We start from the raw sequence: 19,321 nt of genomic DNA, 5'->3' as shown, positions 1-19,321 counted from the left end.
TCGCAAAAAGTTTGAACCTAATTGAGATATTTTTGGAAGCTTCGGTTCTCATAACCGGGGAAATGTCGATCGCCCCCGAAACTTAGTTTCGAAGCTGTCTTTCGACCGTCTACTGGATCATGGATTCTTAGAATTGGTATAAATCTTACAAAAAAGCCCCGCTCGTTGGAGCGGGGCCTTGGAGAGATTTAGTGACGGTGCTTACCAGCTATAGTTGGCAGTCACGCCGAAGGTGCGTGGGTTGGCGGGGTTTTCGTAGCGCCGCTCTACCTCGTTATAGTTGTCATCGGGATGGAAATTGTCGAAGGCGAACACACGTTTTTCGTAGCCTTCATCGAATAAATTTTTCGCCCATAGTGTGAAGGTCCAATTGTCATAGCGGTAGCCGATAGCTGCATTGACGGTGGCAAATTCGCTTCGCTTTTCGTTGTGGCTATTGGATTCGTAGTAACTGTCGCTTCCAGTTACTTCAGCATGTGCGAAGAGTCCGCTTTGAGGTTGATAATTAACTCTCAAGTGGTAGTTGTAGCTGGGGGCATTGGCTAGAGTGCGAGAGTCAATTTCTACGGCTACAGGGTCGTCAATATCATCGGCATCCAGGTCTTCATCGATGGACTCATCGGAATCGAGTGCTGTATAGCTATCACGTTCTGTTTCCAACAGGCCGAGACCTGCGCTGATGGACCAGTTTTCACTGATATACCAACTTACTTCGGCTTCGAGCCCTAAGTGTGCTGCATCATTGCCATTGACGGTGAGGTAGCGGAAGAAACCGCCAGCACCGACGGAATCGCGAAGTTGGGCATTTTTACGATGTAAATAAAAACCTGTAATTTGAGTGCTGATGGCACCGTCTGCCCAGTTGCTACGCAAACCCAGTTCGAAGTTATAGAGTGTTTCGTCTTCATAGGTTTTAGGGTCAAAATCGAAGCTGAAAGTGGATACATTGGCTCCGCCTGCTTTATAGCCACGTGCGGCACTTGCGAAGAGCATGTGCTTGTCGTTGATGTCATGCTCGATGGTTAGTTTTCCACCCCATAGTGTGCCGTCTTCGCTGCTATTTCCATTGCTCAAGCGGCCATCGTAATAGTCTGTGTCCGCGCCCGTACTACTGGTTTCCACGTCATATTGCTCGATGCGTAGGCCCAGTATGATCCGTGTTTGCTCGCTCAGGTCGTGCGCGGCTTGTGCATACAATGCGAAGCTTTCGTTTTCGTAGCTGGATGTGGCATCCATCGTCCCAAAGTCGTCGTCGTAATCGGCGACCGAGTCTTCTTCTAGTTTTTGATAATAGAGTCCGAGTGTCCAGCGGTCGATGAAGCCGAGAGCGTCTTCTTGAGCGCTGGAGTCGAAACGTAGGTCATTTGAATAAACCTCACGCTCACGATCGATTTGAAGGAAACCTAAATAGCCGCTGGCAAAAGGCCACGCGACGTAGCCTGCGCCCCAGTCGTTGTCGTAGCTGTAGACTGAGTCCGTTTGAGTGCCGCTGAGGATATTGGTGACATCTACTGTTTCCAGACCTGTCCATGTGGTACGGATGCTACCTGCCATGGATTCTTGCTCATCGCGTCCGATTTGATCGGAGTAGGTATCGAATTCTGTATTGTTGAGCGACCATTCGTCATAGCCATTGTTGGCATCGGCATAGAACAAGGTGGTGTCAAACTGCCAATCGGTAGTGGCGATCCAGCGCAAATTCAGCCGTGTGCTCAGTTCGTCGCGTTCGTTGCTGTCGTCGCGATCAAAGTAGTGGTTGTCGCGAAAGCCGTTTTGCACGAGCTTGTTCGCAGACAGACGAAAGGTGAGTTTCTCGGGGTCGGATTCCAGTAGTGGGCCTCCTACCGCGAAGCCAGCGGAACGTAAGTCATCATTGCCTACTGTGACTTCGGTTTGGCCGGTCCAGTAAGGAGTGGGCTCATTACTCACGATTTTGATCACCCCGCCGGCTGCATTCGCTCCGAAGGCGCCTGCTTGTGGGCCACGCAGCACTTCAACCTGTTGCACGTCGAAGAGATTGCCCACTGTGCCGACTCCGGTTAGATCTATATCGTCGATAAGAAAGCGGACTGCGGAATCCGGCGTTTCGCCTTCGAACTGTGAGTTCTCGCCGATGCCACGAATTTGAATGTAGCGGGGGCGGGAAGTGCCTCCGGTCCATGTCAGGTTGGGGATTGAGTGAATGACATCCTCGAAGTGCTGCGTGCCGCTGTTTTCAAGTGCTGCTTGATCAAAGACAGTGACGCTAGCAGTGGTTTTTTGAATGTCAGATTCCCACAACTCGCCCGTCACGACGGTGGTAGGCAGCATTTGAACTTCTGTTTCTTGGGCGAAGGCGATGCTCGCAATACTTAATAGCGCGATGGCGCGGATAGTGTGTTTCATTTTGGATCTCAATGTATGTGTTGTTGAGATCCGGCTTTGGGCGATTGAAGGTGAATCGCTGAAAAAAACGATCCATTCCTTTTCCTACGCCGGTGTCAACCGGATCAGGTTCAAAGGGATCGCTTCGGCATTATTCGAAAGCATCTCAGACCCATGCAGGTCACCCCTAAGGAAGGTCGCTAGACAAACGGGCGCCATGCCACCTTGTCAAGAGCAAGTCATGGAGACTCCTGTTCGCGGGTCTGTTTAACTTATACGAATTACGCTGCGATTATTATTCGCTAGAGGTCGCAGTACCTCCACGGACCAAGCGCACCATATTATTCACACGTATGACGTTGGATCGTGGACCGCGTCCTTCTGGAGATGCCTCTGGCGCACCACTTTTTAAGTCGCTGCCTTGTGAGCCGCTTCCATTTATATTGAGCCAAGCTTCCTTGCCTGCCAAGGGGTCTTCCACGTGGCTCAAAGCACGGCCGAAGGCAATGTAAACTGCTCGATCTGCATGGCGTGGTCTTATATACGAAGTGCTGGTCCAGTAGTAGGCGTAATCTTTGATGCCTTGTTCATTGATAATTGGAGTTGCATTAAATTTTGACTGAATGCTTGCAGAATCTGAGCTATCTGGGGAGCGTGTGTAATCGACGAGGCTATGTAATTCTTTTGCATTTGGCAGTCTCCAATCGTTATAACCTGCTAATTTCATCGATGCTGCATATTTCAACGCGGCGGGCCAATCCATGGTCTGACCACTGTCATTTTGCATCCAGGTTAATCCAGTCGCGGTATCGGTAATTGTGCCGTCCAGATTATCTTTAAATTGATTGAGCCCATAATTAATGTTTCCGCGTACGTATAGTACTGAGAAGGTTTCTGCTTTGCCATTTGGATCAGTTAAACGGTAACTTTTAATTTGGCCGTTCGCAAAATCGATCCCAAAATATGCGGGTGCGATTGAATGCTTGGTGTCGATGTCGAGGGTACGCGTGGCATAGGGTGTTTCGAAGATGCGCCGAGCTTTGTTAGCCTGAGTATATTTAAATTTAAAAAACTCGTTATTAATGAAAGGTGTAAAGTTCTCGTGATTATTCTGATGCGGCGAAGGCGCGATTCCATTGAATTGAATTAAGGAATAGAGTTCTTTTGCGGTTGGTAGACGCCAGTCGGTATAACCACCAATACGACAATTTTTAGCGCCAGACAAAGCTTCAGCATGCGTCAATTGTGTTTTAGGTTCACGAGTCCACATGAGATCAGTGATCAGGTCGCTTATAGTGCCATCGTTATTGTTTTGGTAATTTGGGGCGTGCCCATTATAGTGTGCATCCTGACCGAAATAGCTTTCATTGACTGTCGGCTCATCGATTGTTTGCTGGGCATCATAATACTGAGCCTGAGCCGTATCGACTATGGTGTAGGGGTGGTCTGACGCCGAGCAGGCGCCGCCGAGTAGTAATAATAACGTCGAAAATTTCATTTTGAACAAAGTACAGTTTGATAGTATTCGTAGCTATTAGTATCGTTCATTACGTGAATTAGTTGCATGTGGCTGGTATTATACCAATTCTAAGAATGATCTGATCGCTTCTAGGAAAACGGTAGATGGCTTTAGTTTTATATCAGCTACTCAGTTGATTTTTTCTAAGCTTAGTCTAAGTTTAGAAAATGGCTAAGAAAAAATCCAAATCCCAATCTGTTAAAGCAACCGAGGCATCGACCAATGTGGTCGAAGCACTGCGCCTTGTCGTCGCTGATAGCTACGCGCTATTGGCCCAAACTCATATTTGTCACTGGAATGTACGGGGACCTTCATTCTTTGCATTGCATGCGGCTTTTGAAGAGCAATATACAGAGTTGTTTAGCGCAATTGATGAAATTGCCGAACGCATTCGTGCGCTTGGTTCACTGGCTCCAGGCGGGCTCGGTAATCTGGCAAAGATGGCAGGCAGCAAAGAAATTGCAGAAGACTCTTCGGCCACACAAATGGTTGAGCACTTACTAGAGGTTAACAAAAAACTGGTGAGTGATTTAAAGAATGCCCGCGATGCTGCGGGGGATGCTGGTGATGATCAGACGGAGGACCTAATGATCGCACGCATACAAGTTCACGAAAAGACTATCTGGATGCTAAACAGTTATCTAGCCTAATCTACGGGCGACTTTCGATTGGACAAAAAAAACATCCAACAAACCCTTGTTCGGCGTTGCTGGTATCAGTGGTTTTTGGTGCTTACACCTCAGGCAGTATCTGTCTGAGGTGTTTCGTTTTAGGACATTGACGCGTACCCTAATATCGTAGAAATTATTTGGCTGCAATGCGTATGTCCAGGGCGCGGCGATTGCCTTTTTTGGCAGGGTAGCGCAGCGCGTGCCGTATGAGCCAACGACGGTTATGAGCCTGTAGTTCGTCCAAGATCAAGCGACTTTCTGCTAACCAGCGGGTGCAAGTATCCAAAGCTAGATTTAGATGATCTTTGGCGATGTCGCCCAGGTGGTTCGCTACGGAGCGTCGCACGTAGAGTTCTGAGTCGTCTTTGAGTTGCTCGAGCAGTGGCAAGCTGAGCGCTGGTTTGAGTTGAATGTTTTTCAATCGCATGGCCCATGGTAGGCGTGAGCGAGTGCCTTCGCTGACGAGTCGGCGAACATGAGGACTTGAGTCTTGGCACCAGGAGTGCAGCCGTTGCAGGCAGGCAGTTTCGTGTTTGATAATAAAGGGACGAATGCTGAATTCGGCGGTGTAGCGTTGGGTGAGCTCGTAGTTGGCGCGCATGCCACTGGCAAAGTCGTTGATTGCGTAGTGGCCGATCCACTCGGAGTGGGGCATATAGAAGAACGGTGCCAGACCGTAGTCCTGCGTCGCTGGCAATTTTGCGCCGAAGGAGTGGATGACTATTTCGCAGGCCTGCGCAGTATTTTGGGGCAATTGTGCATTCAGTGCATGAGCGATATGTCGCGCGCGGTCTTTGAGTTCCAAGTCTTCCAGGCCACGTGTTGCTGTTGCTGTAAAGATGTCGCTGTCGAAACCGGGTGCCACACGGGCAAAGGACTCTGCAATTAGAGCGACATGTTTGGCGTTGATTAATTGCTTGAGTGGGACGCCTGTCAAGATGGTGTTTGGTGCGACGAATTTTTCGGATGGATGCATGACTGAGAGTGTCGCTATTTTAGATTTTCGTAATAGATGAGCTCGTGATCCGGAAGCAGGCTGGGGTGGAATATTTTTATGAGGTCGGCTAAAACTTCCTCGGGATGAACGATGCCACGTTCCCATACGTTGTTGCCACCATTTTCGCCGATTTGACGGGTATTATTGTACACATGTCCGATTTGAGTGGCACGAAATTTGGCAAAGCGTGGGTCGGCAGCGAAGAGTTCACCGAGACTGCGGTAGCCACTGGGATCAATCCAGTAGTCTGCGTTAGCAGCTTTGAGAAAAACGCGCTCCGTATCCAGCGGAATGCCGCCTTGTTGGGTGTTGTCCGACCAGAGATATTGTCCGCCTGCGTCTTGAATCGCACGCGAGGTGTAGCTCGCCCCGCCGGCCACATGCCAAGTGCCGGAGTAGGGGGCACTGGTGAGGACAGTTGGGCGTTGCTGGATGCCTTGGGTTGCTTCTCGTAGTGATTCATAGCGACGCACCGAATTCTCAAAGACTTCGTCTGCTTTGGCAGTCACATCAAAAAAAGGTGCGAGGAACTTAATCCATTCAGCACGTGCGAGTGGGTGTCGCTCCATATAACTGGAGGTGATCACGATGGGTAATCCAGAACGGAGCAGCTTGGCTGGTACATCGAAGGTAGGGTCGCCCGATATGCTGGTCAGGATTAAGTCTGGCTGTAGCAGTAGTAGGCTTTCGATATTCAGGCTTTGTCCGATCTGAATGCTTTGAATCGTGCCCTCTTGTATACGTTTACGGACACTTGGTGCGCTTATATAGTCGATGGTGGCCGCGCCTACGATGCCATCCAGCTGCTCGAGTGCATCGAGATAACCAATGTAAACAGTCTCCATCACCACGACGCGTTTCACCGGGGTGCGAATCACTACAGCATCTTCAGGAAGTTGCGCCGGAAGTGGCGCGTGACGTGGCACGAGTACATAGCGATGATTCTGGTTTGAGTTATGAAACAAATTTTTAACCGTTAACAGTGTATAATCAGGCTCTGTCACGAGGTCAAAATTCTGTGCGTATGCGAGCTGCTGAGTGTTTGAGAGCGTTGTTGCATGGCAACAAACGATACTCCAAATCAATATGAGTGCAGTGGTCAAAAGCTGTTGCATAAACTAGGGCGTGTTTTAGTAAATCTGAAATGATCCTTTATGAGGCCCTCCCGTCCGGGGGCAAGTTTATCGACGAATTTAGTCCCCGATTTCATTTATATTATCTTGTTTCAAGGGAACGATCGCCCTAGCTATCACGCCTGAAATTAAAGTATGACTGCCGAAGAAAAAGATCTTATCAATCAAATGCGCATTGAAGACGCAGACCTCAAGCGCCGTGAAAAAGTGCTGCAACGCCTTGGCGAAATACTGGAGGAGACTTTTATTCTGGATCTCTTACCAGATAAAGCGGTGATGCAGGCTCTGGAAAAGATGGCTGTGTCTAGGACGACTCCGACGAGCCTGAAGCGAAAAGCAAAGTCCTTAGTGAAGGCATACAAAATTTAGTGCATATGTTACCTTGGTTTCAGGATGGGAAATTTCCTCTGTATCTCGCACCGATGGCGCGATTTACCGACATCATTTTTCGAGAGTTCTGCAAGGAACAGGGTGCAGATGTGATGGTTACAGAGTTTGTGCAAGCCGATGCCTTGACACGCGATGACCCTAAGCTCTGGGAGACTGTGGACTTTACCGTGGCGCAACGTCCGATGGGGGTACAGATCTTTGGCTCGAATCCTGACTCGATGGCTGCTGCTGCGCGAATGCTGGTGGACCGTTTACAGCCTGACTTTATCGACATCAACTTTGGTTGTCCCGCCGATCGTGTCATATGTATGGATGCAGGCTCGTCGATGTTGCGGAACCCAAAGAAGCTTGGGATGGTCACGGGTGCAGTGGTGCGCGCAGTACCTGATACGCCGGTCACGGTTAAAATTCGCACAGGTTGGGATGACGATAGTATCGTGGCCAAAGAGGTCGGGCACATTGTAGAGTGTGAAGGCGCACAGGCGTTGGCGATCCATGGCCGCACGAAGGTGCAGGGCTATCGAGGAGATGCCAACTGGCCAGTTATCGCTGAGGTGGCCGAAGAGTTAACCATACCTGTGGTTGGTAATGGCAATATCAGCAGTGCGGAGGACGTGATTCGCATTCAACAGCAAACGAACTGTTCGGGCCTAATGATCGGGCGTGCTGCACTTGGCTACCCTTGGATTTTTCGTGATATTAAGCATTACCTGAAATATGGTGTCGTGCCGGAACCCCCGAGTATTGCTGAGCGTTGGGAGACGATTATTGATTATACCCGTAAAATTATGGCGCGCCCCTATCGAGAGCAGCGGCATAGTGATTTGCGTTGGATGCGGCCTAAGTTTATCGCTCTGACAAAAGGTATGGAAGGTTCCCGCAGAATTCGTGGTTCACTTGGGCAGGTGAATCAGATTGAGGACCTTGAACGGGTAGCACAGCTCCATATTGCACGCCTGGCACAGTCTGAGTCATCCAGATAAGAGCACTTATTGGGATGTTTCTTCGTGCTTATTTAGGTGTTTTATATCTGGACTCTCCATTATTTTCATGCAGTAACGCATTGATGCACCGTATTTTATTTCTATGCATGGGTAACATCTGTCGTTCACCAGCTGGGCACTGCGTGATGCAGCATTTAGTTGATGAGGCAGGCTTGACAGATGGGTTTGAAATTGAGTCAGCAGGGACCATTGGTTTTCATGCTGGATCACCGCCAGACCACCGCATGCAGCAGGTCATGCTTGAGCGAGGAATTCCTGTGATCGGTGAATCTCAGCAATTAGAAAGAGCCGATTTAGCTCACTATGATCTCATTCTTGCCATGGACCGCGAGAATCTAGCGGGGGCTCGTCGGTTGGATCGAACTGGGCAGTATTTAGATAAAATTCAACTGTTCTGTAATTATTGTACAGAGCATAATGTGAGTGAAGTGCCGGACCCTTATTACGGTGGTGACAGGGGCTTCGAACATGTGATGAATATTATAGAAGACGGTTGTCGCAATTTGTTGAAAGTACTGCGTGCTAGTTAAGATCCCATTTCGTTACTGTCATCTTGTTAAATCTTTTTTGATTTTCATCAATTCCTGACTTGACCCACTGGTAAGAGTTTCGACATCTTCCACAACTTCATTTGCTGCGGGTATAGTTTAGAGGTAAAACATCTGCCTTCCACGCAGAGGTCGTCGGTTCGATTCCGTCTACCCGCACCATTTTGATATAAGAGCCTTTAGTCTAGTGACTTAGGGCTTTTTTTGTGTCTTGATTTACGATTTTCAAAGAGCACTGTTTACATATTAGATACGGGCATGTGTTTGCGGCTGAGCAAATGTTGCACTAATGCGGCGGCAATTAGGGCGCTGCCAAAGAGTGCCATGCCTTGCCAGCCTGCGAGACTCATCACTTTCACCCCTAACGCGGACCCTAGGGCGGCACCTAGGAAGTAGCACAGCATATAGACGGCATTCATGCGGCTTTGAGCGGCGGGATCGATGGAGAGCACGCGCACTTGGTTGGCGATCTGCGCCCCAAACACGCCTAGGTCGACGAATACGATGCCGACGATGAGCCCGGTTAAGGTATTTCCCCAGAGCACTAGCACGGCGAAGGCGAATAGGATGAGGACTAGGCCGCTGGTGATTAACTTGCGCGAGCCTAGTGTGTGTACGAAGCGCCCCGACAATTTTGCTCCGAAGATACCAGCTAGGCCAACTAGGCCAAACAAGCCTGCTTGTTGTACGGTGTAAGACATCGGTGCGTCCATGACGTGAATCGCCAGTGTCGCCCACATGGCATTGAATGCGGCAAACCAAAGCGCGCCTGTGATGGCAGAATCCCGCAAGGAGCGATGCTGCTTAAATAAGCTAAACATGGATCCGATCAGTTGCGGATACCTCATTTGGGCAGTGGGCGTGCTGGCTGGTAGATAAACTTTGAGCAAGATGCCCATCACGGCTGCGATGATGGCTGCCGAGAGAAATACACTGCGCCAGCCGAAGTATTCGGCCATACTACCACTGATGGTTCGCGATAGCAGAATGCCAATGGTGACCCCAGTCATGAGAGTGGCGACTACCTTCCCCCGTGATTCCTGCGTTGATAGCGAGGCAGCAAAGGGAATCAATTGCTGGGTTATGTTCGACCCCAGTCCCATGACAAAGCAGGCGAACACTAGGGTGATGAAGTTCGGGGCGAGACAGGCGACTATCAGCGCTAGTGTCAGTAGCCCGGACAGATTGCGAATCAGTGCGCGTCGATCCATTACATCGCCGAGCGGGGAGATCAACAGAATCGCTGCGGAATAGCCTAACTGAGATGCCGCGGGAATGAAGCCGATGCGACCTTCCGCGAGGCCAAAGCTCGCATTGATATCCGGCAGCAGCGGTTGATTGTAAAAAATCGTGGCTGTGGAGGCGGAGGCTGCAGTGGCCATGAGCCACAGCAAGCCGCGTCCAATGGTAGCTTGCGTGGCTGGCTTAGTGGGCGGAGCGGGAGGCATTGCGAGGAGGTGTTTAGCGGTGAACTCGAGAACTACGACGCTTCCGCGATCGAGATGTCGCTCACTTCGGCCTTGGATTTTCGCTGAGTCAGACTGATAAAACAGATGACTGCACTTAGACTCGCGCAGGCGATTAAGCATGCCATTGGGAGTGGATTATTTTCGCCCATCAAGCCCACTAAAGGCGACGCGATGGCGCCCAAGCCAAACTGCGTGGCACCTAATACTGCGGAGGCCGTTCCGGCCGCTTCCGGCACTTGGCGGATAGCCAGAGCGCTGGCATTACCGATGATAGGCCCCACGCTGGCGACTGTGAAGAAGATGGCGGGCATTATAAAGATGGCACCGGCTCCGATGCTGGTGAAAATGAGCACTGCCGCAGCCGCTATCAGTTGCACTGCAAGGCTGATACTGACGAGTGTGCGGGGGGCTACTCGCATCACAAGTCGGGCAGAGATTGCGCCGAATAGAATGATGCCCAGCGCGTTGACGCCAAAGGCGATGGAATACTGCGTCGCGCTCAGACCGAGCACATTTTGAAAGACAAATGGAGAGGCGGCGATATAGCCAAAGAGTGCCATGAAGGCGAAACTCGTGACCAGCGTGTAGCCAAGGTATGCGCGGTGGGTGACTAAGCGGAGGATATTGTGCCGGAGCGCTTGTCGTGATGCATGGACGCGTTGCTCCACAGGCAAGCTTTCTGTGATATAACGAAGGACCCCGATAAAGGCGATCACCGAGAGTAGGGCGGTGACTAGAAACACAGCCCGCCAGCCCGCGGTGGTGACGATTAAAGTCCCGGTGATGGGCGCCAGAATGGGCGCTACGCCGCCTATCATAGTCATGATTTGGGTCTGCCGAGCAACTGTCGCCGAATCGGGTGCGCGGTCGGCGATGATCGCGCGGGCCAGCACTACGCCGGCGGCACCACCAAAACCCTGCAAGCCGCGTAGCACGATTAAGCTTTCGATATTCGGGACAATGACGCACAACAAGCCTGAGAGTATCGTGAGTGCGGTTCCGTATAGCAATGGCTTGCAGCGGCCATAGTTGTCCGACAAGGGACCAATCACCAGTTGCCCCAAGGCCAGCCCAATTAAGAAACTCGTGAGGGTGAGCTGTGTTGCGGAGGCCCCTGCACCCAGTGTTTCGGATATTTGAGGGAATCCGGGCAGATACATGTCGGTGGCGATCGGCGCGACCGCAGATAACAAGGATAGTACGCAGATCGCTTGTAGGCTGAGTGGTGCATGGATTGCTTGAGATTTTTCAGAAAGTGGCATGACGTTTTTTTGCGATTAGAGTTCGTGAATGCCATGAATGTAGCATTTAGTTTGATATAAGGGAAATGTTGATAAGTGATCGCATTAATGCATATTTGTTATAAATAAGGATTATGGAACTACGATTACTTCGAACCTTTGTGGCAGTGGCAGAGTTGAAAAACTTTTCTGCAGCCGCGCGTGAGCTCAATACCGTGCAGCCCGCGGTGAGTCGTCAGATTGCGGATTTAGAAGATGAGCTCGGTGTCAGTTTATTTTGGCGCAGCACCCGGGAGGTTAAGGTCACGGCGGCCGGAGAGATGCTTTGGGGCGAAGCCGTCGCGTTGCTGGCGCATGAGCAGCGAGCCAAAGCATTGGTACAGCGCGCAGCCAGGGGCGAAGTGGGGCGTTTGCGAATCGCTTACATGGGCTCCGCCTGCGCGCATTTTATACCTCAACTGGTGAGAGCCTATACCAAAGCTTTTCCAGAAGTGCAGGTGAGTTTGGTCGAGATGACAGTGCAGCAGCAGCTGGATGCGTTTAATGCTGATTTGATAGATATCGGCTTTTCACGACCTTTGCCGCAAGCGGCCCGGCAAGGGTTTGCCGTGGAGCAAGTATATGTGGATACACTCATGGCAGTGTTGCCCGCAGAACATCGACTGGCGGGAGGAACAGAGCTGGCGTTGGGCCGTCTGATTGAGGAGCCCTTTGTTTTATTTCAGCGCAGTCAGGCGATGGGGCTGTTTGATCAAATCATCAGTGCCTGTGAGCGCGAGGGGCTTGCTCCGCGCATTGTCAGTGAGCCGGAGAGCATGCAGATGCTGGTGACTGAGGTGGCTGCCGGGCTTGGTGTCTCGATCGTGCCGAGCTGTGTGCGACGCCTGTTTACCGCAGGCTGTGTTTTTATCCCGCTGCGTCCGCAAAACTTGTCCATCGCGACTGAACTACACTACCGGGCAGAGGCGCCTCAACCGGCAGTCGAGGCCTTTGTGGCGCTCACTTTGCAAGCCAGGCAGGATATCGAGGCTTAGCTGAGATACCTGCGGCTTTACTGCACTGCATTTACTTGCCTAGATTTCGTTCTTCGATGAAATCTTGCAGAATTAGGGCCGCGGCGCGGGAGTCGATCTCGCCGCTTTGGCGCGAGGGCTTTTTTTTCTGACCTTTAAGCCCCTGTTCGACTGAGTGACTGGAGAGACGTTCGTCGACACGGTGGATCGGCAACCGAAAGCGCTTTTCCAGTTCCAGTATGAATGCGTCGACCTCTTTGGCTTTGAAGCCGACTGATCCGTCCATATTGAGTGGGTAGCCTACCACCAGTTCTTGCGCTCGGCGCTGAACGATCGTGTTTTCGATGTGGCGCATGCGTTCTTTCTTAGATGCGGCTACTGCTGCCTGTAGTGGCATCGCAATGCCGATCTCATCCGCGAAGGCGAGTCCAATGCGTTTTTCACCCCAGTCTATTCCCAGATAGTTCATTGTCTGTTCGAGAGTTGTGATGTGTGAGGCAAGTTGCCAGGCGTTCTAGATTTGGCTTGCGCTTCAGCACACTGAGTTTGAAGCGTTTCGTCGACGATCGCAGCAAGTGCTGAGTTTATCCAGCTAGGTTTACATCCGAAGTGCATCATTACATTAGGCCTTTGTAGGCTTCTTGCACTCCGATTTTTTTGACAAGTTCTTTGATTTCTTGTGCCTTATCTTTGTGGCAGACAAGTGTGGCATCGTCGGTTTTGACCACGATCAGGTCCTTGACACCGAGTAAGGCGACGAGGTGTTTCGCATCGCGGCAGTAGACGATATTATCGCTGGCGTCGGTGAGCTCGGCTTGGCCACGCACGACGTTTCCGTTGTCATCTGCTGGGTAGTGGCGAGCGACCGCAGGCCATTCGCCAACATCGTCCCAGTCGAAGCCCGACTCGACCATTACGACATTTTGGGCTTTTTCAATGATGGCGTAGTCGACTGAGATTTTTTCAAGTTGTGGGTAATGCTCTGCAAGTAAGGAATCGATGTTTTGATTGTTTGCCAGACCTTGATCGATAGTTTGTAGTGCTTGCCAGAGTGTGGGAGTGCTCTTTTCGAGTTCGGCTACGATAGTGGGCACCGACCAAATGAACATACCTGCATTCCAGAAATAATTGCCGGCTTCGAGGTAGTTTTGTGCGGTCTCAAGGTCGGGTTTTTCAACGAAACGTTGCACTTGATACACGCAGCGATCGGCAAAATTCCCCATGGCTTCGCCTTGCTGGATGTAACCATAACCTGTTGCGGGGAAGCTGGCGGTGATACCAATGGTTGCCAATACGGCTTGAGCTTCGGCTGCGGCAAAAGCGCTTTCCAGTGTTTTACGTAGGCCATTCGCATCGTGGATTACAGCATCGGCCGGGAGCATGGCAAAGCAGGCACTCGGATCTTCGCGGCGTACGAGCACAGTGGCGAGCCCGACTGCGGCAGCGGTGTCGCGACCGATGGGTTCACCAATTACTTTATTGGGATCGAGGTCGGGGCAGACTTCAAGCACTGCGTCACGTTGTTCTGCGTTGGTGATCACAAAGACATCCTGTGGTGCAACGAGCCCCGCCAGGCGTTCAATTGTCTGTGCTAGCATTGCTTTGTCGCCGACGATCGGCAACAGTTGTTTGGGGCGGGCGATACGGCTCTCGGGCCAGAAGCGTTCGCCTCGACCACCTGCCATGATAACTACAAATCGTTTAGACATAGCCGCAGATTTCATTTGCTACGCAGAATGGCAAGAATCGAGTTGGCGATTTTGAAGCTGGCTGCATATCGTGTCTTGATCTTCTCTCTGCAATCATATGCTTTGAAGCGCGCCCTATTTGCCACATGCCGAAAAAAAAATCCAAGTTAATCGAAGACGAAGGCCCGAAGAAGAAGGTGATGTACACCCTCAAACTCGATGATGAGAAAATGGATCAACTGGCCGATTTGTTGGAAGCCAAGAGCGGTGGGGAGTGGTCGCCCTATGATGTCGCTTATTCACTATTTGCCTTTAAGGGGGAGAAGGTTAACGTGGTGGGCTATCAGAGTGGGAAGTTGGTCGTATCTGGGAAAAATACCGAGGATTTTGTTCGTGATATTCTTGAGGCTCAGATTACTGGTGATCCGCGGTTAGGTTATGACGAGGTGCATAACCCCGAGTGGTTCACTTTGCATGCCGGTTGTGATGAGAGTGGTAAGGGGGACCTATTCGGTCCACTGGTGACGGCTTGTGTTGTGGCCGACGGTGAAATGGTACGTCACTGGTTAGAGTTGGGGGTTGCTGACAGTAAAAAGCTGACCGATGGCAGCATTTTGAAATTGGATAAAGAAATCCGCCAAACCAAAGGCGTCGTGATTCAGACTGCTTTTGCGCGCATGCCCAAATACAATGAACTCTATAATAAGTTTGGTCGTAATTTAAACAAGTTGTTGGCGTGGTATCACGGTAAATCGCTGAATCAAGCGCTGGACGAGCGTTCAGCGCCCTGGGGGCTGCTGGATCAGTTTACCAAGCAGAAATTGGTCGATGCCTACGTAAAGGATCGTAAAGACTTTAATTTAGTTAGCCGCACCAAGGCTGAGTCGGATCCGGTGGTTGCGGCGGCTTCGATTGTGGCCCGTGCAGTCTATGTGCGTGAAATGAAGCGATTATCCGATGAGATCGGTGAGCCCTTAGTCAAAGGCGCCAGTGGTCAAGTGCTGGCACAGGCGAAAAAAATTGTAGCTGAGAAGGGCGCTGACGCGTTGAAGAATTACGCTAAAATGCACTTTAAGACAGCTTATGAAGCTCAAGGGCTGGAACCTCCAGCCAAGCCGAGTTGGTATAAATATTAAAGCAGGCTGAGTAATCGGCAGGATCAGGTATATGGGGTGGACGGTCAGGATTTGTCGCTTTGAATGGATGGCCTTGTTGACAGGGAGGGCTTAGATGCTTTGCGTGTGGGGATGATTACTTTAACTGATAGTGCCGTCACACAAATCCGTAAACTTGCTGCCGAGAAAGCTGGCGAGGGGCAGATACTTCGTATTTTCGTCGAGGCTGGAGGTTGTTCAGGATTTGAATATGGAATGTCCTTTGACGATAAAAAGGAAGAGGATCAGGTATTGGAAAGCAACGGGGTGTCCTTTTTAATCGATGCCACCAGCCTGGAATATTTGGATGGCAGTGAGGTCGATTTCGATGATGGACTCAGTGGCAAGGGGTTTGATATTCGCAATCCAAACGCGAGCAGCACCTGTGGTTGTGGGCGGTCTTTTAATTAGGACTTTGTGAAATTTAACTGATCTGCATAAAAGCAGCCTTTACGCTTGCCTTGCCGGTGGCGACTGGTATCCATCTGCGCTTCTCTTCTCACTTAGAGTCGAGGAACGGGAGATTTTTCCCACATAACCAATCCTATAACTAAAAGAAACATTGTTTCTCCCAGAGTGGTTAACCTGGGCTTTGAACATAATATGAATACAACACCTAAAGACCTTCTCGATGCAGGCGTACATTTCGGCCACCAGCTCCGTCGCTGGAATCCAAAGTCGAAGCCTTATGTTTACGACAATCGTAACGGCATCTCTATCATTGACTTGGAGCAAACGCACGCGCTCCTCGAAAAGGCATATGCCAAGATCGAAGACGTTGTTGCTTCTGGTAAGGACGTGCTTTTCATTGGTACCAAGAAGCAAGCACAAGAAATCATGCGTGAAGCGGCTACTGCTTGCCAGATGCCATTCTGCGTGAATCGCTGGATGGGTGGAGGTCTCACCAATTTCACCACGATTAAGACATCACTCGCGAAATATCGCAAGTTCCTGAAAATGGACCAAGAGGGTGAACTTGAAAAGCTTCCTGGTAAGGAAGAAGCTGCGATTCGTCGTCAAATGAGCCGCATGAACCGCAACTTCGAAGGCATGCTTGAAGTGAGCGAGTTGCCTGCAGCAGTTTTTATCGTCGATACTAAGAACGAAGAAATCGCAGTAGCTGAAGCCAATCGCCTCGGTATTCCTGTGATCGGTCTTGTGGACACAAATTCGGATCCGACAGTGCTGGATTATCCGATCCCTGGTAATGATGACGCGGTCAAGTCGATCCGTATCATCGTTGATACTATCCTAGAGGCTGCGCAGAATGGATTGGCTCAACGTGAAGCAAAGAAGATTCAAAAGAGTGCTGGACCAATTATTCGTGAGCAGGTTTTTGAGCAACAAGCTGATGTCGAAGTGACATTGCCTGCTGGATATGGTGAGGATGACAAGCCTGCTCAGGAAAGTGCAGCCGCGCCAGCTACTGAAGCAGCCCCTGCTCCTGAATCGACTGAAGAGAGCAAATAAGTTTACTCGATCTAAAACCTTAAAGATTTTATAATATGAGCGTACAAATTAATGCAAAAATGGTCGGCGAACTGCGTGAAAGCACAGGCGCTGGACTAATGGATTGTAAGAAGGCCTTGGTTGAGTCCGAAGGTAATTTCGATGCAGCCGTAGAACTTCTTCGTAAGAAGGGCATGGCTACAGCTGCTAAAAAAGCTGGTCGCGATGCGAGTGATGGCCTCATTGACACATATATCCACCTTGGTGGTAAGGTCGGTGTTATGGTTGAAGTGAGCTGTGAGAGTGATTTCGTTGCGAAGACAGATGATTTCAAGCAGTTTGTAAAAGACATCGCGATGCATATTGCTGCAGCGAGCCCAGTATGCATTTCTCGTGATGACATCGACCCAGCAATCATTGCTGAGGAGCGTAAGGTTGCTGAGGGACAAGCTGAAGGTAAGCCAGCACAAGCGATTGAGAAAATCGTTGAAGGCAAGCTAAACAAATTCTTGAGTGAGTCTTGCCTATTGGAGCAAGCTTTCGTTAAGAATCCTGATCAGACCGTTCAAGAGCTTTTGACTGCAATGATCGCTAAGATGGGCGAGAACATGCAGATCAAGCGTTTCGCCCGATTCCAAGTCGGTGCGTAAGCAGTTGCTGTTTTAATTTTCAACGCCCCGCATCCTTCCGGATGCGGGGCGTTTTTTTTGTATATTTGACAGGCCTTCGAATACGTATTCGGAGCTATTTTTGATTTTCGATGCATGCGGGTTGTTTGAACACAAAAAAACCGCATCCTAGTCTGGATGCAGTTTTAGTGTGAATGTATGTAAATACCTTTACGAAACTATACTAGTTTCGCCTTGAGGTCGTCCTTGGAAGTGAGGCCGACCACAGTCTCTGCGACAGAACCATCCTTGAAAATTAGGATGGTTGGGATGGCGCGGATTTCGTATTTACTGGCGATTTCGCTGTTGTTATCGACGTTTACCTTACAGATCTTGACGGCGTCGCCAAGTTCGGTGGCAAGTTCTTCGAGAATGGGCGCGATGGCCTTGCAGGGGCCGCACCACGGTGCCCAGAAGTCGACGACGACTGGGGCGGAGCCACTGGTCACCGTGGATTCAAAATTGGAGCTATCGAGTTCTGTGATCTTATCGGACATAATTGTCTTGGTTGTTGACGTATTTATTTAAGGAAAGGGAGTGTGTCTTGCAGTAGTAATACTGCAAATGCGATCGCAGCGGCAGCGGCTACAGCATCAACGATGAGCCCTGTCACACCAGTGCCTTTATCCTCATCAAATGAAATAGATGGGTCGGGTGCAGTGGGCTGCGTGGCTGGCTTGGGAGCTGCAGGTGATTTGATTGGTGCCGCTGGTGCCGCTGGTGCCGAAGATATTTTGGGTTTGGCCGGAGCCGCAGGGGTGGAAGGGGACGCAGGGGTGGAAGGGGACGCTTTGCCTTCAGCTAGCTCCTCAAAAGTGAGTGTGGGAGCTGGCTTTGTGGGAGTACGCTGGGCTTTGCTTGTGTCGTGGGGCTCGGTTGAGTTTTCTTTTTGGGGATCCGTCATAATATTATTTAAGCTAAGTGAGGTTTACCTGCTGTCAAGTGACCCTTATTCAGGAGTGCTATCTTTGATGATGTCGGTCAACTCCTTGGGATCGACTGATTCCAGCGTTTTGCCTTTGCGATCCAGTGTTTCAAATGTTTTCATTGCCGTTTCTGTCATACGCTCATGGGTTTCCTGGGAACCGCCGACGATTGCAAAGCGCTCGGCTTTAGTGATGCGTTTATGACCATCCTTATGGTCCAGACCTACGCCAATTAAGTGGGCGGGTGGCTTTGGAGGGAGTTGTTTACTATGATTGTTGAGGCGGTTCATTGTGCGTTAATCGAAATTGGGTGCTGTGGGATCAGGCGCTTCGACGCGCATACAACAAATATCACCAAAGGCATGATCTTGTTGTAAGGAAATTTTATTTAAACGGGTTAATTCAAGTACGGCAAGAAAGCTTGCTACAATTGTGGTGATTGTCGTGGTGGATTCAAAGAGTTCGGAAAAAAGGAACTTTGTCTGATGCTTGATGCGAAGCAGGACTAATTCCATTCGGTCAGATACAGTCACTTGCTCGGCATTGATCTGTCCCTCGTCAATTCGCTCAGCGAGACGGCGTAGTACCTGGTTAAAGGTATTCCATAGGTCGACGCAATCAACTGGCTTGAGTGGACGTTCCACGGCCTCGACGGCATCCTTGGGGCCGATACGCGCGATGAGGTCATTGCTGCTCATTATGAGCTTACGGATGTCTTCTGCGGCTTCTTTGAATTTTCTGTATTCCAGCAGTTGTTGCACGAGTTCCCATCGGGGGTCGATCTCGTCTTCTTCGACATCTTCGTTCGTGCCTTGATCTTTTTTGGGTAAGAGCATGCGGCTCTTGATATACATCAGGGTGGAGGCCATTACGAAAAACTCTCCAGCCAGTTCGAGATCCAGTATTTCCATCGAACCAAGTATTTCGATGTATTGTTCTGTCACGCGTGCAATCGGGATATCGTAGATATCCACTTCGCTGCGCCGAATCAAATAGAGCAGTAGGTCGAGTGGTCCTTCGAATGCCGGTAGCCGAATCGCAAAGTCATGATCTGGTATGAGGGCTTCTTCCATGCCGTGCGTATGTG

General features: G+C 50.3%; 21 protein-coding genes, 1 tRNA gene and 1 riboswitch. Of the genes, 10 read left to right on the top strand and 12 right to left on the bottom strand.

Annotated elements, in window-relative coordinates; all coding sequences use genetic code 11:
- Nucleotides 1-201: 201 nt before the first annotated feature.
- Both QEH59_RS11540 and QEH59_RS11535 read right to left on the bottom strand, forming a co-directional pair.
- Entirely contained in the window at nt 202-2,385 is a 2,184-nt protein-coding gene (locus tag QEH59_RS11540) for a TonB-dependent receptor (RefSeq protein WP_308985526.1), read from the bottom strand.
- A 64-nt stretch (nt 2,386-2,449) separates the two neighbouring features.
- Nucleotides 2,450-2,563, bottom strand: a riboswitch (TPP riboswitch).
- A gap of 96 nt (nt 2,564-2,659) precedes the next feature.
- Nucleotides 2,660-3,862 carry an Lcl C-terminal domain-containing protein gene (locus QEH59_RS11535; RefSeq protein WP_308985525.1) on the bottom strand — a complete coding sequence of 401 codons (1,203 nt, stop codon included), beginning with the start codon at nt 3,860-3,862 and terminating at the stop codon, nt 2,660-2,662.
- Between the two features lie 188 nt (nt 3,863-4,050).
- Between QEH59_RS11535 and QEH59_RS11530 the strand changes: the two genes are divergently transcribed.
- On the top strand, nt 4,051-4,533 hold the full coding sequence (locus QEH59_RS11530) for a Dps family protein (protein ID WP_308985524.1): 483 nt from the start codon (nt 4,051-4,053) through the stop codon (nt 4,531-4,533).
- Nucleotides 4,534-4,687: 154 nt separating this feature from the next.
- Here the strand turns inward: QEH59_RS11530 and QEH59_RS11525 are convergent, their stop codons facing one another.
- Both QEH59_RS11525 and QEH59_RS11520 read right to left on the bottom strand, forming a co-directional pair.
- Nucleotides 4,688-5,530, bottom strand: a complete 843-nt coding sequence (locus tag QEH59_RS11525) for a hypothetical protein (RefSeq protein WP_308985523.1) — start codon at nt 5,528-5,530, stop codon at nt 4,688-4,690.
- 14 nt (nt 5,531-5,544) lie between these two features.
- Nucleotides 5,545-6,666, bottom strand: a complete 1,122-nt coding sequence (locus QEH59_RS11520; protein WP_308985522.1) for an ABC transporter substrate-binding protein — start codon at nt 6,664-6,666, stop codon at nt 5,545-5,547.
- A gap of 153 nt (nt 6,667-6,819) precedes the next feature.
- Here QEH59_RS11520 and QEH59_RS11515 point away from each other — a divergent pair, with 153 nt between their 5' ends.
- The 4 genes from QEH59_RS11515 (at nt 6,820) to QEH59_RS11500 (ending at nt 8,788) form a co-directional block, all read left to right on the top strand.
- Complete coding sequence (locus tag QEH59_RS11515) at nt 6,820-7,053, top strand: hypothetical protein (RefSeq protein ID WP_308985521.1); 234 nt, start codon at nt 6,820-6,822, stop codon at nt 7,051-7,053.
- Nucleotides 7,054-7,058: 5 nt separating this feature from the next.
- Nucleotides 7,059-8,057 carry a tRNA dihydrouridine synthase DusB gene (dusB, locus tag QEH59_RS11510; protein WP_308985520.1) on the top strand — a complete coding sequence of 333 codons (999 nt, stop codon included), beginning with the start codon at nt 7,059-7,061 and terminating at the stop codon, nt 8,055-8,057.
- A 14-nt stretch (nt 8,058-8,071) separates the two neighbouring features.
- Nucleotides 8,072-8,608 carry a low molecular weight protein-tyrosine-phosphatase gene (locus QEH59_RS11505; protein WP_308985519.1) on the top strand — a complete coding sequence of 179 codons (537 nt, stop codon included), beginning with the start codon at nt 8,072-8,074 and terminating at the stop codon, nt 8,606-8,608.
- Nucleotides 8,609-8,714: 106 nt separating this feature from the next.
- Nucleotides 8,715-8,788 (top strand) — tRNA-Gly (locus QEH59_RS11500).
- 77 nt (nt 8,789-8,865) lie between these two features.
- Here the strand turns inward: QEH59_RS11500 and QEH59_RS11495 are convergent.
- Complete coding sequence (locus QEH59_RS11495) at nt 8,866-10,074, bottom strand: MFS transporter (RefSeq protein WP_308985518.1); 1,209 nt, start codon at nt 10,072-10,074, stop codon at nt 8,866-8,868.
- A 32-nt stretch (nt 10,075-10,106) separates the two neighbouring features.
- The gene (locus QEH59_RS11490; RefSeq protein WP_308985517.1) at nt 10,107-11,357 is read right to left on the bottom strand and encodes a multidrug effflux MFS transporter; all 1,251 of its coding nucleotides are present in this window, start codon (nt 11,355-11,357) and stop codon (nt 10,107-10,109) included.
- Nucleotides 11,358-11,470: 113 nt separating this feature from the next.
- Here QEH59_RS11490 and QEH59_RS11485 point away from each other — a divergent pair, with 113 nt between their 5' ends.
- Nucleotides 11,471-12,370 carry a LysR family transcriptional regulator gene (locus tag QEH59_RS11485; RefSeq protein ID WP_308985516.1) on the top strand — a complete coding sequence of 300 codons (900 nt, stop codon included), beginning with the start codon at nt 11,471-11,473 and terminating at the stop codon, nt 12,368-12,370.
- A gap of 31 nt (nt 12,371-12,401) precedes the next feature.
- Here QEH59_RS11485 and ruvX read toward each other — a convergent pair whose 3' ends face one another.
- Entirely contained in the window at nt 12,402-12,818 is a 417-nt protein-coding gene (gene ruvX / locus QEH59_RS11480; protein ID WP_308985515.1) for a Holliday junction resolvase RuvX, read from the bottom strand.
- Between the two features lie 148 nt (nt 12,819-12,966).
- Nucleotides 12,967-14,058 (bottom strand): mannose-1-phosphate guanylyltransferase, encoded by a 1,092-nt coding sequence (locus QEH59_RS11475; protein WP_308985514.1) that lies wholly within the window; start codon nt 14,056-14,058, stop codon nt 12,967-12,969.
- Nucleotides 14,059-14,183: 125 nt separating this feature from the next.
- On the opposite strand from QEH59_RS11475, the gene rnhC reads away from it, so the two are divergent.
- The 4 genes from rnhC (at nt 14,184) to tsf (ending at nt 17,290) form a co-directional block, all read left to right on the top strand.
- Nucleotides 14,184-15,173: a ribonuclease HIII gene (gene rnhC / locus QEH59_RS11470; RefSeq protein WP_308985513.1), complete on the top strand. Its 990-nt coding sequence runs from the start codon at nt 14,184-14,186 to the stop codon at nt 15,171-15,173.
- Between the two features lie 111 nt (nt 15,174-15,284).
- A complete protein-coding gene (gene erpA, locus QEH59_RS11465; protein WP_308985512.1) occupies nt 15,285-15,602 on the top strand; it encodes an iron-sulfur cluster insertion protein ErpA in 318 nt (105 codons plus the stop codon).
- Between the two features lie 192 nt (nt 15,603-15,794).
- On the top strand, nt 15,795-16,661 hold the full coding sequence (gene rpsB / locus QEH59_RS11460; RefSeq protein WP_308985511.1) for a 30S ribosomal protein S2: 867 nt from the start codon (nt 15,795-15,797) through the stop codon (nt 16,659-16,661).
- Between the two features lie 35 nt (nt 16,662-16,696).
- A complete protein-coding gene (tsf, locus tag QEH59_RS11455) occupies nt 16,697-17,290 on the top strand; it encodes a translation elongation factor Ts (protein WP_308985510.1) in 594 nt (197 codons plus the stop codon).
- 197 nt (nt 17,291-17,487) lie between these two features.
- Here the strand turns inward: tsf and trxA are convergent, their stop codons facing one another.
- From trxA to QEH59_RS11435, 4 genes are read right to left on the bottom strand one after another with little or no spacing between them, the layout of a single operon-like run.
- Nucleotides 17,488-17,805: a thioredoxin gene (trxA, locus tag QEH59_RS11450; RefSeq protein WP_308985509.1), complete on the bottom strand. Its 318-nt coding sequence runs from the start codon at nt 17,803-17,805 to the stop codon at nt 17,488-17,490.
- Nucleotides 17,806-17,828: 23 nt separating this feature from the next.
- Complete coding sequence (locus QEH59_RS11445; protein ID WP_308985508.1) at nt 17,829-18,212, bottom strand: hypothetical protein; 384 nt, start codon at nt 18,210-18,212, stop codon at nt 17,829-17,831.
- A gap of 45 nt (nt 18,213-18,257) precedes the next feature.
- Complete coding sequence (locus QEH59_RS11440; protein WP_308985507.1) at nt 18,258-18,524, bottom strand: hypothetical protein; 267 nt, start codon at nt 18,522-18,524, stop codon at nt 18,258-18,260.
- Between the two features lie 6 nt (nt 18,525-18,530).
- On the bottom strand, nt 18,531-19,307 hold the full coding sequence (locus QEH59_RS11435; RefSeq protein WP_308985506.1) for a segregation and condensation protein A: 777 nt from the start codon (nt 19,305-19,307) through the stop codon (nt 18,531-18,533).
- Nucleotides 19,308-19,321: the final 14 nt, after the last annotated feature.

Origin of the sequence: Thalassobacterium sedimentorum, from assembly GCF_031127905.1 — a bacterium.
Taxonomy (GTDB): Bacteria; Verrucomicrobiota; Verrucomicrobiia; order Opitutales; family Coraliomargaritaceae; genus Thalassobacterium; species Thalassobacterium sedimentorum.
This window is presented reverse-complemented; position numbering and strand designations above follow the sequence as displayed.

What these genes read in the sequence shown, in the direction of transcription:
- QEH59_RS11540 (WP_308985526.1), bottom strand. Translation starts at nt 2,385, where the DNA reads ATGAAACACACTATCCGCGCCATCGCGCTATTAAGTATTGCGAGCATC.
- QEH59_RS11535 (WP_308985525.1), bottom strand. Translation starts at nt 3,862, where the DNA reads ATGAAATTTTCGACGTTATTATTACTACTCGGCGGCGCCTGCTCGGCG.
- QEH59_RS11530 (WP_308985524.1), top strand. Translation starts at nt 4,051, where the DNA reads ATGGCTAAGAAAAAATCCAAATCCCAATCTGTTAAAGCAACCGAGGCA.
- QEH59_RS11525 (WP_308985523.1), bottom strand. Translation starts at nt 5,530, where the DNA reads ATGCATCCATCCGAAAAATTCGTCGCACCAAACACCATCTTGACAGGC.
- QEH59_RS11520 (WP_308985522.1), bottom strand. Translation starts at nt 6,666, where the DNA reads ATGCAACAGCTTTTGACCACTGCACTCATATTGATTTGGAGTATCGTT.
- QEH59_RS11515 (WP_308985521.1), top strand. Translation starts at nt 6,820, where the DNA reads ATGACTGCCGAAGAAAAAGATCTTATCAATCAAATGCGCATTGAAGAC.
- dusB (WP_308985520.1), top strand. Translation starts at nt 7,059, where the DNA reads ATGTTACCTTGGTTTCAGGATGGGAAATTTCCTCTGTATCTCGCACCG.
- QEH59_RS11505 (WP_308985519.1), top strand. Translation starts at nt 8,072, where the DNA reads ATGTTTCTTCGTGCTTATTTAGGTGTTTTATATCTGGACTCTCCATTA.
- QEH59_RS11495 (WP_308985518.1), bottom strand. Translation starts at nt 10,074, where the DNA reads ATGCCTCCCGCTCCGCCCACTAAGCCAGCCACGCAAGCTACCATTGGA.
- QEH59_RS11490 (WP_308985517.1), bottom strand. Translation starts at nt 11,357, where the DNA reads ATGCCACTTTCTGAAAAATCTCAAGCAATCCATGCACCACTCAGCCTA.
- QEH59_RS11485 (WP_308985516.1), top strand. Translation starts at nt 11,471, where the DNA reads ATGGAACTACGATTACTTCGAACCTTTGTGGCAGTGGCAGAGTTGAAA.
- ruvX (WP_308985515.1), bottom strand. Translation starts at nt 12,818, where the DNA reads ATGAACTATCTGGGAATAGACTGGGGTGAAAAACGCATTGGACTCGCC.
- QEH59_RS11475 (WP_308985514.1), bottom strand. Translation starts at nt 14,058, where the DNA reads ATGTCTAAACGATTTGTAGTTATCATGGCAGGTGGTCGAGGCGAACGC.
- rnhC (WP_308985513.1), top strand. Translation starts at nt 14,184, where the DNA reads ATGCCGAAAAAAAAATCCAAGTTAATCGAAGACGAAGGCCCGAAGAAG.
- erpA (WP_308985512.1), top strand. Translation starts at nt 15,285, where the DNA reads ATGATTACTTTAACTGATAGTGCCGTCACACAAATCCGTAAACTTGCT.
- rpsB (WP_308985511.1), top strand. Translation starts at nt 15,795, where the DNA reads ATGAATACAACACCTAAAGACCTTCTCGATGCAGGCGTACATTTCGGC.
- tsf (WP_308985510.1), top strand. Translation starts at nt 16,697, where the DNA reads ATGAGCGTACAAATTAATGCAAAAATGGTCGGCGAACTGCGTGAAAGC.
- trxA (WP_308985509.1), bottom strand. Translation starts at nt 17,805, where the DNA reads ATGTCCGATAAGATCACAGAACTCGATAGCTCCAATTTTGAATCCACG.
- QEH59_RS11445 (WP_308985508.1), bottom strand. Translation starts at nt 18,212, where the DNA reads ATGACGGATCCCCAAAAAGAAAACTCAACCGAGCCCCACGACACAAGC.
- QEH59_RS11440 (WP_308985507.1), bottom strand. Translation starts at nt 18,524, where the DNA reads ATGAACCGCCTCAACAATCATAGTAAACAACTCCCTCCAAAGCCACCC.
- QEH59_RS11435 (WP_308985506.1), bottom strand. Translation starts at nt 19,307, where the DNA reads ATGGAAGAAGCCCTCATACCAGATCATGACTTTGCGATTCGGCTACCG.